The following is an 11,688-nucleotide window of genomic DNA, read 5'->3' as shown; positions in this document are numbered from 1 at the left end:
AGGGCATCATCCCTTGTTCTTGCGCTGCGGTTTGGGGCGACCCTGTACGCATTTGAAGCGCGGCTCGGTCTTGCAGATTACGTAGATGCGGCCGCGGCGTTTGACGATCTGGCAATCGCGGTGGCGCAGTTTGGCCTGTTTCAGCGAGGCGAGGACTTTCATGCCTTGGCTCCTGCGAATCCGGCGAAGCGTTTTTTGAACCCAGCGACCCGGCCTTCGCTGGCAACCTGGCGCTGCTGGCCGGTATAGATGGGGTGCGAGGCGCTGGAGACATCCAGGGTGACGTAGGGATAGGTATTGCCGTCGCTGTGGGTGCGGGTCTTGTCGGTGTCGACCGTGGAGCCGATCAGCCAGTAGGCGTCGGCCGAGACGTCGTGAAACAGCACGGGGCGGTAGTCAGGGTGGATACCAGGTTTCATGGGCGCTCCAGATTATTACGTTATAAAGTAACCTTTTATCAGTGTTGTTGATTTTTCTTCTCATTTCAAGTCCATCCGTGGATTTCTCGGGGGAATACTTTGCTCGGCCCGATGAGGCGGTTCAGGCAATCATGGAAAAAGGGCGGAATTGGCCTTGCCATATTGTTATGTTGTAACAATAATGCCCGCCGACCTTCGCTGTGCAGGCACTGGGCTCGGTTCCGTTGCGCGCGACCGTGGTGCAGAAACTGCAGCGAAGCGCTGCAGGAGAGTGAGTTAATCGTTTAAGATGCCGCCCGCCGGTTTCCGCAAGGAATTAATAGGGAATCCGTCGCCATCTCTGGTGGCCAAACGGAACTGCCCCCGCAACTGTAGGTACCGAGCACCGCTGCATTCGTGTCACTGGGTTCGAACCCGGGAAGGCCGCAGCGTTGCCACGACGTACCAGTCAGGAGACCTGCCGGCGCAAGGTCCGATCCGCTGCGATGCAGCCGTGTCGGGCACTGCAATCGAACCAGCCGGCGGGGTGTCCGGGAGGTGCATCCGTAATCACCTGCCTCAGGGACAGGCGCGGCCATGGCCGCTTGGCGTGATGTGTTCTCCAGCCTGCGCACTGCCATTTATGCGTATCCGTTGATTGGGAGATCACCCGCATGACCGTGTCTCGTTTCGCCGTTCTGGCCGCCACCCTTGGCCTGTCTTCGATGGCGCTGGCCGCCACCCCGACTCAATACCCCCTGACCCTCGAGAACTGCGGCCATGAGCTGAGCTTCGCCGCCGCGCCGAAGAGCGCCGTCACCATCGGTCAGGCCGGCACCGAAATCCTCTATTCCCTCGGGCTTGGCGACCGTCTGGCGGGCACCTCGCTGTGGTTCAGCAACGTGCTGCCCGAGTTCGAGGCACAGAACGCCAAGGTCGAGCGGCTGGCCGATAACGACCCGAGCTTCGAGTCGGTGATCAACAAGCGCCCCGGGCTGGTGGCCGTGCAGTTCGAGTGGATGGTGGGCAAGCAGGGCGTGGTCGGCACCCGTGAGCAGTTTCACGCGCTGAAGATTCCGACCTACATCATGCCGTCCGACTGCGAGGGCAAGGACAATCTGGTGGGTGCCGACGGTACTCGTCTGCAGCCTTTCCAGATCGACAGCCTGTACAAGAGCATTCAGCAATTGGCGCAAATCTTCGACGTGCAGGCTGAGGGCGACAAGCTGGTCAGCAGCCTGCAGGAGCGGCTCGGAAAGGCGGTTGCAAACGCCGAGCAGCGTCAGGCGAAGCAGATCTCCGCCGCGTTCTGGTTCTCCAGCGCCGACCTGGATCTCGATCCCTACATGGCCGGTCAGAAAGGCGTTGCCGACACCATGATGAAATCGCTGGGGCTGCAAAACGTGGTCGAGTCCAGCGAAGAGTGGCCGACCGTCGGCTGGGAAACCCTGGCCAAGGCCAACCCGACCGTGCTGGTGCTCGCGCGCATGGATCGCCGCCGTTTCCCGGCTGACGACGTGGAGAAGAAACTCGAGTTCCTGCGTAATGATCCGGTCGCCAAGCACATGGATGCCGTGAAGAACGGCCGCATCGTGATTCTCGATGCCGACGGCATGCAGGCTTCACTGCGCATGATCACCGGCATCGAGACCCTGGCCAAGGCCGTTGACGGGTTCGATCTGCAGAAATGATTGCCCGCGGCTCCCGCCTGTTCCTGCTGACCATCGCCTGCCTGCTGTTGCTGGCCGCGGCGGTGGTCGTCGGTGTGGCGCTGGGTGAGACCCGTATTCCGCTGTCGGTGGTCTTTCAGGTGCTGGCCAACAAGCTGTTCGGGGCGGGCTTCATGCTCGACCCGATCGATCAGGGCATCGTTTGGAACTATCGTCTGACCCGCGCCCTGGTGGCCGCCTGCTGCGGTGCCGGGTTGGCGGTTTCCGGGGTGGTGCTGCAGGCGCTGCTGCGCAATCCGCTGGCCGATCCCTATCTGCTGGGGATTTCCGCCGGAGCCTCCACCGGTGCGGTGTCGGTGGCGCTGTTGGGTCTGGGCGCGGGAATGCTGTCGCTGTCCATGGGTGCCTTCATCGGCGCGATCGCCGCCTTCAGCCTGGTCGCGCTGCTGGCGCGGGCCGCCGGTGGCGGCGTGCTGAATGGCACCGGGCAGATCATTCTTGCCGGTATCGCCGGCTCCCAACTGTTCAACGCGCTGACCTCGTTCCTGATCACCAAGTCGGCCAGCGCCGAGCAGGCCCGGGGCATCATGTTCTGGCTGCTCGGCAACCTCAGTGGTGTCAACTGGCAGGATGTCGCCCTGGCCATACCCGTGGCGCTGGCCGGGGTGCTGCTGGTGGCCTGGCATACGCGCGCCCTGGATGCCTTCACCTTCGGTGCCGAATCGGCTGCGTCGCTGGGCGTGCCGGTACGCCGGGTACAGGCAACGCTGATCGCCTGCGCGGCGCTGGTCACGGCGGTGATGGTGTCGATCGTCGGCTCCATCGGTTTCGTCGGTCTGGTGATTCCTCACGCTGCACGGCTGCTGGTCGGTGTGCGGCATGGCCGGCTGGTGCCGGTCGCGGCCCTGACTGGCGCGGTGTTCCTGATCGCCGCCGACGTGCTGTCGCGTACGGTGATCAAGGGGCAGGTACTGCCCATCGGTGTGGTCACCGCCTTGATCGGCGCGCCGGCCTTCGCGGTGATTCTGGTACGTGGGAGGCGGGCGCGGTGAGTACGGTGCTGCAGTGCAGCGACCTGGGTTGGTCGGTGAGGGGAAGGGCGATCGTCGCCGGCGTCGACCTGCGACTGCGCCAGGGCGAGACGCTCGGCCTGATCGGTCCCAATGGTTCGGGCAAATCGACCTTGCTCAAGCTGCTGTCCGGTATCCGCGCGCCGGGCAGTGGTCGCGTGCACCTGCAGGGCAAGCCGCTGGGTGGCCTGAGTCGCCGCGATGTCGCCCGCCAGTTGGCGTTCGTCGAGCAGCAGGCCGACACCGGTGATGCAGTGACGGTGCGCGATGCCGTCGAGCTGGGGCGTACGCCCTGGCTGTCGGCCCTGCAGCCCTGGTCGGCGGAGGACGAACGGATCGTCGCTCAGGCACTGGCCGATGTGGACATGGCGCAAATGCCGGAGCGGGCCTGGAGCACCCTGTCGGGCGGTGAACGCCAGCGCGTGCACATCGCCCGGGCACTGGCGCAGAAACCGCAGATCCTGTTGCTCGACGAACCCACCAATCATCTGGATATCCAGCACCAGCTGTCGATCCTCAATCTGGTGCGCACGCTGCCGGTGACCACGCTGATCGCCTTGCATGACCTCAACCAGGCCCTTGAGTGCGACCGCCTCGGGGTGATGGAGCGTGGTCGACTGGTGGCGCTGGGGGCACCGGCCGAGGTGCTGACCACCGAGCGTTTGCGCGGCACCTTCGGCGTACGCGCCCGCTACCTGGTCGACCCTGAAGACGGTGCCCGGGTGCTGCGCTTTCAACCCATCTGAGACGAGTCTTTTGTCATGCGTTTTTCGCCGCTCTTCGCTTTGCTCGCTACGCTTTTGTTCACAGCTCCGGCATTGGCCGAAACCCACGAAGTGAAGATGCTCAACCGTGGGGCGTCCGGTTCGATGGTCTATGAACCGGATTTTCTCGCCATCGCCCCAGGTGACAGGGTGACGTTCATCGCCACTCACCCGACCCACAACGCGGCCAGTATCCCCGGCCTCCTGCCGGAGGGCGCCGAGCCGTTCAAGGGCAAGATCAACGAAGAGGTCGAGGTGACCTTCAGTGAGGCAGGGCTCTATGGCATCCAGTGCATTCCGCACCTGGCAATGGGCATGGTGATGCTCATCCAGGTTGGCGATCAGCCGGTCAGCCAGGCGCAGATTCCCGCACAACTGCCGGCGCGGGCCAGGCAGCGCCTGGAACAGATCGTCCAGCGCGCGAGCAAATGAGTCAGCCATGAGCCGCGTGCTGGATACCTTCGCCAGCCTGTCACCGGCGGCGCGGGTGCTGGTGCTCAACAGCCTGGCATTCAACTTCGGCTTCTACCTGCTGGTGCCGTATCTGGCCGGACACCTCAGCGAGACCCTGGGGCTGGCGGGTTGGGCGGTGGGCCTGGTGCTCGGTATCCGCGTGTTCAGCCAGCAGGGGCTGTTCCTGTTCGGGGGCTTGCTGGGTGACCGCATCGGCTATCGACGCGCCATCCTGATCGGCTGCCTGGTGCGCTGCGTGGGGTTTGCCGTGCTTGGCTTCTCGGAAAGCCTGGCGGTTCTACTGCTGGCCGCCTGCGTCAGCGGCTTTGCCGGTGCGCTGTTCACACCTTGTGCCCAGGCCTACCTGGCCGACGAGTGCCAGGACATGCAGCAGCGCAAGCGCGCATTCGCCCTGCAGAACATGGCCAGCACCGCCGGCATGCTGCTCGGGCCACTGGCAGGCTTGCTGCTGATCGGCATCGATTTCGCGGTATCCGGCAGTGTGGCGGCCGGGCTGTTTCTGCTCATGACCCTGGTGCAGTGGCGCTTCCTGCCGAGCAAGGAGCTGGTTTCCGGCGACGAGCCGGTGACCATGTTGCGCCAGTGCCTGGACATGCTGCAGCAGTGGCCATTCCTGCGTTTCGCCCTGTTGGCTGCGGCCTATCCGCTGCTGTTCCATCCGCTTTATCTGGCCATCCCGGCCTACAGCCACGCCCACGGCGGCGGCCAGGCCTGGATCACCCGGGTGTTCGTGATCACCGCGTTGGTCGGTGTGCTGCTGCAGATGCCGATCAGCGCGCTGCGCCAGCGCTGGCTCAGCGAGGGGCAGGGCATGGGCCTCGGTCTGGCGCTGATGGCGGCCAGCTACACGCTGTTGGCCGACCCCCTGGCCAGTCTGCTCGGCCCGCAATGGGCGGTGCTGTCGATGGCTGCCCTGTTGAGCCTCGGCAGCCTGCTGGTGCTGCCGCTGCTCTCGGCCCACGTGCCTCATTACGCCAGGCGCGGGCAACTGGCTGCCTACTACGGATTCTTCGCCGGGGTGGGTGGCTTGGCCGCCCTGCTCGGCAACGTACTGATCGGGCGTCTGCTGAGCGCCGATCAAGCGCCGCCGCAGCTGCTCTGGTGGGCACTTGGCGGCCTGGGTTGCGCCGCCGCATTCGGCCTGTCCCGGCACATGGGACGCCTGTCTCTCAACAAGGAACGATAATGACCAAGCTCTACCCGACCCTGCTCGCCGCCACGGCATGGGTTTCCCCGCTGCTGCTGGCGGCGCCGGTTAGCCAGTCCGCCAGCGACGGGTTCTTCGAGGATTCCACCTGGAGCCTGCTCAACCGCACGGTCTATGAGAACCGCGACTACCGCCACGGCGGGCGCAGCAACGGTGCCCGCAACGCCTACAAGCCGCGCGACCAGCGCAATGGCTATGCCGAGGAGTGGGGCTATGGCCTGATGGGCGAGGTCAAGTCCGGCTTCACCCAAGGCACCCTGGGCTTCGGCCTGGATGGTCACCTGTACCTGTCGCAGAAACTCGATGGCGGCGGCGGTCGTGCCGGCAAGTTGCGCCACATGCCGGTGGACAGCGACGGCTACGACCAGGGCGATGCCGCTCGTGGCGGCGCCGCCGTCAAGGCACGCCTGTCATCGACCTGGCTTCGCTACGGCGAGCAGCGGGTGAAGACACCGCTCTTTTCCTCGTCCGATAGCCGCCTGCTGCCGGAAACCCATACCGGCTGGTTCCTCGACAGCCGCGAGATCGACGACCTGGTGCTGAGCGGCGGCCACTTCACCGGTTCGGCCGATCGCAATTCGCGCAGTAACAACAACCCCCTGGTGATCAACTACGCCAATCCGGCGATGCGCCTCGGCAACGCATTCAGCTTCGTCGGCGGCACCTACAGCGGCGTTCCGGGGCTGTCCTTCAGCCTCTATGGCGGCGAGCTACAGGACAGCTGGCGCAGCGCCTACCTGGGCGCCAGCTACAGCCATGCCGTGGATGAGCGGCGAGCGCTGGGGCTCGACCTGAACCTATACCGCAGTCGCGACACCGGCCGCGCCCTGGCTGGGGAAGTGGCCAACACCACCGGCAGCCTGCTGCTCAGCTACACCCAGGCCTACCACAGGCTGGCCCTAGGTTATCAGCAGGTCGACGGTGACACGCCGTTCGACTACGTCACCCGTGGGGCGATCTGGCTGGGCAACGCGGTGCAGCTGTCGGACTTCAATGCGCCCAACGAGCGTTCCTGGCAGCTTGCCTACACCTACGACCTGGCGGGCGCCGGCGTTCCCGGGTTGAGCGCCGGCGCCGCCTACGTGCGCGGTAGCGGCATCGACGGCAGCGACGTCGATGCCAACGGCAGCTATGCCTGGCTCGGCTACGGCAAGGGCGGCAAGCACTGGGAGCGCGACCTCAACCTGCGCTACGTGGTGCAGGCCGGCGCCGCCAAGGACCTGGCCCTGCTGCTGCGCCACAGCGTGCACCGCGGCAATGCCGCTCAGGCCGAGGGCGATGTGGATCAACTGCGCCTGTCGCTGGAGTACCCGCTCAGTGGCCGTCTGTGAACGATCGCCGGGCGTCATCCGGCTTGCGCGGCTACGCCAGTGAAGCGCAGGCTACATGATCGCCTTCGCCCGGACAGCAGCGTGCCACGCCTGATCGCCTTCGTACTCGTGCTATTGCTGAGCCCCTCGTTGCTGGCGGGGCTGCCGCTGCCCGGTGAGGCCATGCGTTGCACGCGCAGCGCGACCCTGATCAATTGCACGGATCGTCTCGGCAACCACTACGGCATCGTCCAGCAGGGCAGCGATACGCTGATGCGCGGCTTCGACGTCATCAGTGGGCAACGCTGGGCACAGACCAGCATCTCCTACGGTCGCCTGCAGCTGTTCACCGGCGTCAGCAGCAACGGCGAGCTGTGGGTGGGTTCCAGTCGACGCATCGGCTGGAACGTGGTCAGCCGGATTTCCAGTTCCAGGGGCGAGCGCGACCGGGTCAATTGCAACCGCATGACAGGTTGCCGTTAGCTAGGCGCCTGGTGATCCGCTCAGCTGAAGCGCGGCAGGCGCTGGTCGTGCTCGTTTACCTCGGGCTCGGCCTGCTGCGGCAGGCCGGCGACCTGCAGCGTTGGCGTGCGCTCGCCGACCAGGCGCAGGTCGCGACGCGGCAGGGCGAAGCGCACCTGCATTTCCCGCAGGGCATCGAGCAGTTGCAGGTTGATCTCCTGCTGGATATCCATGTACTGGTTGTAGTCCGAGCTCAGCACATGTAGACCACTTCGAAGGTCAACTGGCTTTCGTCGAAGCCGAGGAAATGGGCACGGTCGAAGGTGGTCTTCGGGGTCGCACGGATGATGTCGCCGACCTTCTCCGATACCTGGCGAACCTTGTCGCTCGGGGTGTCGTAGCTGACCCCGAACTTGAAGACGATGCGGCGCGTGTCCATGCGCTTGTAGTTGTGCACGATCTGCCGCAGCAGGTCGGCATTCGCGCACACCACCTGCTCGCCACTGAGGCTGCGGATGCGCGTGGTTTTAAGGCCGATGTGCTCGATGCTTCCGGCTACCTCGCCGAACACCACGAAGTCACCGATTTCGAAGGGTTTGTCGACGCCGATGGACAGCGAAGCGAACACGTCACCCAGCACCTGTTGTACCGCCAGCGCCACGGCGATGCCACCGACCCCCAGGCTGGCCACCAGCGCAGTGATGTCCACACCGAGGTTGGCGAGGATCGACAGCAGCATCACCGACCACACCACGATCAACACCATGATGCTGATGATGGTGGTCATCACCGGGTTGAAACCACCTCCCTGCTTGCTGACCGCCAGGCTGCGCGACCACAGGCGTACGCCGGTGTCCACCCACAGGGCGATCTGCAGGGCCAGGGCGACGAACCAGGTGTGGCTGAGGGCGGCCTGCCAACTGCCTGGAAGATCCGGCAGGCGCAGTGCCAGCAACAGCGAGAAGGCGAGCAGCAGCACTCGGCTGGTCCGCCCTATCACCACCGCGACGAAATGCTGCCAATTGCCGTCCTGGCCTTTCGACCAGAGGCTCAAGCGCTTGTGGAGGATGCCGACCACGGTACGCAGCACGGTATAGATCACTGCCGTCGCGACCACCACGATGCCGCCGCCGAGCCACACTTCGCGGTCGAGCCAGATATTCCACTGTTCCATTCGGGGGTCCCCTGAAAAAGCCAATACAGTTTTCTGTAGGCCCTGGGGTGTAGAAGTTCCCCCTCAATGGTCTGCTGAGTCGCCTCGGGGCGCCCCCATCGGCGCGGCACCCGCCAGTCGATCGGGGGGCAGAGCGCCGAATGATGAGGGTTACAGACGCTGTCCAGAGAGTGCCGTGGCGATTGGCAACGTCATCACGCCGGTGCAGGTCGCCAGCGAAGGGCCTCAGCCTACGCTGGACTGGCCAAGCAGTTGGTAGAAGCGCGATGGCTGCAACTGATGGATCAGCAGCAGGGTACCGATGGTGCTTGCCGGCGTGCCTGGCAACGAAGACGCGGGGATGACGCTGGGCAGTTGATCTCGCCAGGTGACGATCAACTCGGTGGGTTCCCTGCCATTGGCCAGCAGGTCATCGAGGCTGACCTGCACACCCATGTTGGCGGCAAGGCGCATGGACTGACGCACCAGCGCATCGGCCATTTCATGCTGTTCGACCGGGCCGCACGCCTGGTAGCTGGACAGCCATTCCTCCATGGGCCGATTGCACCGTGCCGTGATGCCGCGCAGCGGTTGCGACAGCAGGTAGGCAGCAGCAAGCAGGGTGATCGCGGTGACAGTGACGGTGAGTTCCATAAAGGCTCCTGGCGTGAAGGATCAACCTGCCCCGGCGGGCAAACAGCATGGCGGCGAAACTACCTGAACGTCCCACGCGGGCTCAAGTCATTTGATGGCGCCTGGCCATCTTTTTTTCGAGCGCGTTTCAGACCTTGAGTACCAACTTGCCGAAGTTTTCCCCCTTGAACAGCTTGAGCAGGGTCTCCGGGAAGGTTTCCAGGCCCTCGACCACATGCTCTTTCGATTTGATCTTGCCGCTGGCGAGCCAGCCGCCGATCTCAGCCGCAGCGCTGGCGAAATGGGCAGCGTGATCCATCACCACGAAACCTTCCATGCGTGCGCGGTTGACCAGCAGCGACAGGTAGTTGGCCGGGCCCTTGACCGCGTCCTTGTTGTTGTACTGGCTGATGGCGCCGCAGATGACGATGCGCGCCTTGGGAGCCAGGCGGCCGAGTACCGCATCGAGGGTGTCGCCACCGACGTTGTCGAAGTACACATCGATACCTTTCGGACACTCGCGCTTGAGCGCCTCGGGCAGGGGCTCGCTCTTGTAGTCGATGGCGGCGTCGAAGCCCAGCTCATTGGTCAGGTAAGCGCATTTTTCCGCACCACCGGCAATGCCGATGACCCGGCAACCCTTCAGCTTGGCGATCTGCCCGGCGATGCTGCCCACTGCGCCGGCTGCACCGGACAGCACCACGGTGTCGCCGCTCTTCGGGGCGCCGACATCGAGCAGGGCGAAGTAGGCGGTCATGCCCGTCATGCCGAGGGCTGACAGATACACCGGCAATGGCGCGCGCTGCGGGTCGACCTTGTAGAACCCCTTGGGCTCGCCGAGGAAGTAGTCCTGCACGCCCAGGGCGCCGTTGACGTGATCGCCGACGGCGTAGTCAGGGTGTCTGGATGCGATCACTTCGCCCACGCCGAGCGCACGCATCACGTCGCCCAGGCCGACCGGGGCGATATAGGACTTGCCCTCGTTCATCCAGCCGCGCATGGCCGGATCCAGCGACAGGTAGAGATTCTTGACCAGAATCTGCCCGTCGCCAGGTTCGCCCAGCGGTTTTTCCACATAATCGAAGGTATCGCGGCTGACCATCCCGGTGGGGCGTTTGGCGAGCAGGAACTGGCGGTTGAGCTGAGTGGACATGGCAGGGCTCCGTTGAAATATGCAGTGGTGATAAGTCCATACAGGTCATTGGACAAGCATGTCGCCGTGGACGAATGTTCACCGATCCATCCAATTGATGGGGCAGGGGCCGGCATGCCCCCGTGCGCAGGCTGAGCGTCGCCGGCTGCAGCATGGATCAGGCTCACGGAATTCTGGCCGCGCAGCTGTATCGATGACTGCAAGTCCCTGGCTGAGCGTGTTTCTTCCCCTGGCGCTGGGCATCATCATGCTCGGCCTGGGCCTGTCGCTGACCCTGGCGGATTTCGCCCGGGTGGTGACGTACCCCAAGCCGGTACTGATCGGCCTGTTCTGCCAGTTGCTGCTGTTGCCGGCGGCCTGTTTCTTCATGGTACAGGCATCCGGCCTGGCACCCGCCCTGGCGGTGGGCATGATACTGCCGGCCGCTTCGCCCGGTGGCACCTCCGCCAATCTGTACAGCCGCCTGGCCATCGCTCTGGCGCTCAGCCCACAACACCATGGCGATGTGCCTAGAAAGGGGTGCTTCGGGTAAGGGTTTCAGGTAGTTCGGTGCTGGCTGTACTGGCCAATACGCTATCCGCGATAACGCCGGAAAAGCTGTGCTCTACCGGCCCGGTAAGAAAGACTGATCCGCTTTTATCCCAATGAACCGTCACGGTTCCGCCATCACATTCCACGTCGACGGTGTCGTCCAGCAGGCCGCGGCGGATGCCGTTGACCACGGCACCGCAGGAGCAGGATCCCGAGCCGAGGGGAATGCCGCCACCCCGCTCCCAGATGCGCAGCCTGATGCGTCTGCGGTCGATGATCTGCACGAAGTGCACATTGGTTTTGCGGGGGAACAGCGGGTCGATCTCCAGCGCCGGCCCGAGTGTGGCGATATCCAGCGCTGTCAGGTCATCGACGAAATAGGTGCAGTGCGGATTGCCCATGCTGCAGGCCGATGGGGCGCCGGCGAGCAGTAAGGCAGCTGTGTCGTGCTCCTCGGCCAGGGGGATATCCGCCCAGTCGAATAGCGGCTCCGCCATGCTCACGGCAATGGCTCCATCGCTGGTCCGCTCGCAGGTCAGCAGGCCGCGGTTGCTGCGCAGTAGCAGCCTGCTGCCGTTCGATTCGCGCATCAGCAGGTCTGCAACGCCACGCGTCGCGCTGCCACAGGCATCCAGCGTCGAACCATCGGCGTTCCAGAACGCCAGGCGTGCATCTGCATCCGCGCAAGCGAGTATCACCGCCAGTTGATTGAAGCCGATGCCACAGTGGCGATCGCCCAGGCGCCGCACCAGGGCACCTGTTATCGGGTTGGGCGAGTTTCGTGAGTCGACCACCACGAAGTCATCGCCGTTGGCGTGCATTTTGTGAAAACTCACCGGCATGCCAGGGGCCTCGAGATGTTC

Annotated in this window: 12 protein-coding genes, 2 pseudogenes and 1 riboswitch; of the genes and pseudogenes, 8 read left to right on the top strand and 6 right to left on the bottom strand. The window is 64.4% G+C overall.

Annotated elements, in window-relative coordinates; genetic code table 11:
• Positions 1–6: 6 nt before the first annotated feature.
• Entirely contained in the window at positions 7–162 is a 156-nt protein-coding gene (gene ykgO, locus BLR94_RS18900; RefSeq protein WP_084307620.1) for a type B 50S ribosomal protein L36, read from the bottom strand.
• Positions 159–419: a type B 50S ribosomal protein L31 gene (locus BLR94_RS18895; protein WP_084307621.1), complete on the bottom strand. Its 261-nt coding sequence runs from the start codon at positions 417–419 to the stop codon at positions 159–161. The genes ykgO and BLR94_RS18895 overlap by 4 nt, the downstream gene beginning before the upstream one ends.
• 283 nt (positions 420–702) lie before the next feature.
• Positions 703–898: riboswitch (cobalamin riboswitch) on the top strand.
• Between the two features lie 174 nt (positions 899–1,072).
• On the opposite strand from BLR94_RS18895, the gene BLR94_RS18890 reads away from it, so the two are divergent.
• From BLR94_RS18890 to BLR94_RS18860, 7 genes are all read left to right on the top strand, one after another.
• Positions 1,073–2,089, top strand: coding sequence for an ABC transporter substrate-binding protein (locus tag BLR94_RS18890; protein ID WP_084307622.1), 1,017 nt, complete (start codon positions 1,073–1,075; stop codon positions 2,087–2,089).
• Entirely contained in the window at positions 2,086–3,120 is a 1,035-nt protein-coding gene (locus BLR94_RS18885) for a FecCD family ABC transporter permease (RefSeq protein WP_084307623.1), read from the top strand. Before BLR94_RS18890 ends, BLR94_RS18885 begins: the two co-directional genes overlap by 4 nt.
• Entirely contained in the window at positions 3,117–3,884 is a 768-nt protein-coding gene (locus BLR94_RS18880; RefSeq protein ID WP_084307624.1) for an ABC transporter ATP-binding protein, read from the top strand. Before BLR94_RS18885 ends, BLR94_RS18880 begins: the two co-directional genes overlap by 4 nt.
• A 15-nt stretch (positions 3,885–3,899) precedes the next feature.
• A complete protein-coding gene (locus BLR94_RS18875; protein ID WP_084307625.1) occupies positions 3,900–4,334 on the top strand; it encodes a pseudoazurin in 435 nt (144 codons plus the stop codon).
• A gap of 7 nt (positions 4,335–4,341) precedes the next feature.
• Positions 4,342–5,562 carry an MFS transporter gene (locus tag BLR94_RS18870; RefSeq protein ID WP_084307626.1) on the top strand — a complete coding sequence of 407 codons (1,221 nt, stop codon included), beginning with the start codon at positions 4,342–4,344 and terminating at the stop codon, positions 5,560–5,562.
• On the top strand, positions 5,562–6,914 hold the full coding sequence (locus tag BLR94_RS18865) for an OprD family porin (RefSeq protein WP_084307627.1): 1,353 nt from the start codon (positions 5,562–5,564) through the stop codon (positions 6,912–6,914). The genes BLR94_RS18870 and BLR94_RS18865 overlap by 1 nt, the downstream gene beginning before the upstream one ends.
• Positions 6,915–6,995: 81 nt before the next feature.
• Positions 6,996–7,376: a hypothetical protein gene (locus BLR94_RS18860; protein WP_084307658.1), complete on the top strand. Its 381-nt coding sequence runs from the start codon at positions 6,996–6,998 to the stop codon at positions 7,374–7,376.
• Positions 7,377–7,396: 20 nt separating this feature from the next.
• Here BLR94_RS18860 and BLR94_RS18855 read toward each other — a convergent pair.
• From BLR94_RS18855 to BLR94_RS18845, 3 genes and pseudogenes are all read right to left on the bottom strand, one after another.
• A pseudogene (locus BLR94_RS18855) lies at positions 7,397–8,529 on the bottom strand (mechanosensitive ion channel family protein).
• A 225-nt stretch (positions 8,530–8,754) separates the two neighbouring features.
• Complete coding sequence (locus tag BLR94_RS18850) at positions 8,755–9,162, bottom strand: hypothetical protein (RefSeq protein WP_084307628.1); 408 nt, start codon at positions 9,160–9,162, stop codon at positions 8,755–8,757.
• A gap of 127 nt (positions 9,163–9,289) precedes the next feature.
• On the bottom strand, positions 9,290–10,294 hold the full coding sequence (locus BLR94_RS18845; protein WP_084307629.1) for an NADP-dependent oxidoreductase: 1,005 nt from the start codon (positions 10,292–10,294) through the stop codon (positions 9,290–9,292).
• Between the two features lie 193 nt (positions 10,295–10,487).
• Here BLR94_RS18845 and BLR94_RS18840 point away from each other — a divergent pair.
• Positions 10,488–10,802: pseudogene (locus BLR94_RS18840) on the top strand (bile acid:sodium symporter family protein); the annotation flags it as partial.
• Between the two features lies 1 nt (position 10,803).
• On the opposite strand, the gene dapF reads toward BLR94_RS18840, so the two are convergent.
• Positions 10,804–11,667: a diaminopimelate epimerase gene (gene dapF / locus BLR94_RS18835; protein WP_084307631.1), complete on the bottom strand. Its 864-nt coding sequence runs from the start codon at positions 11,665–11,667 to the stop codon at positions 10,804–10,806.
• Positions 11,668–11,688: the final 21 nt, after the last annotated feature.

It is taken from the genome of Phytopseudomonas flavescens (genome assembly GCF_900100535.1).
GTDB classification, from domain to species: domain Bacteria; phylum Pseudomonadota; class Gammaproteobacteria; order Pseudomonadales; family Pseudomonadaceae; genus Aquipseudomonas; species Aquipseudomonas flavescens.
The sequence above is the reverse complement of the archived record's forward strand: the minus strand, read 5'-3'. Positions and strand labels throughout refer to the sequence as shown.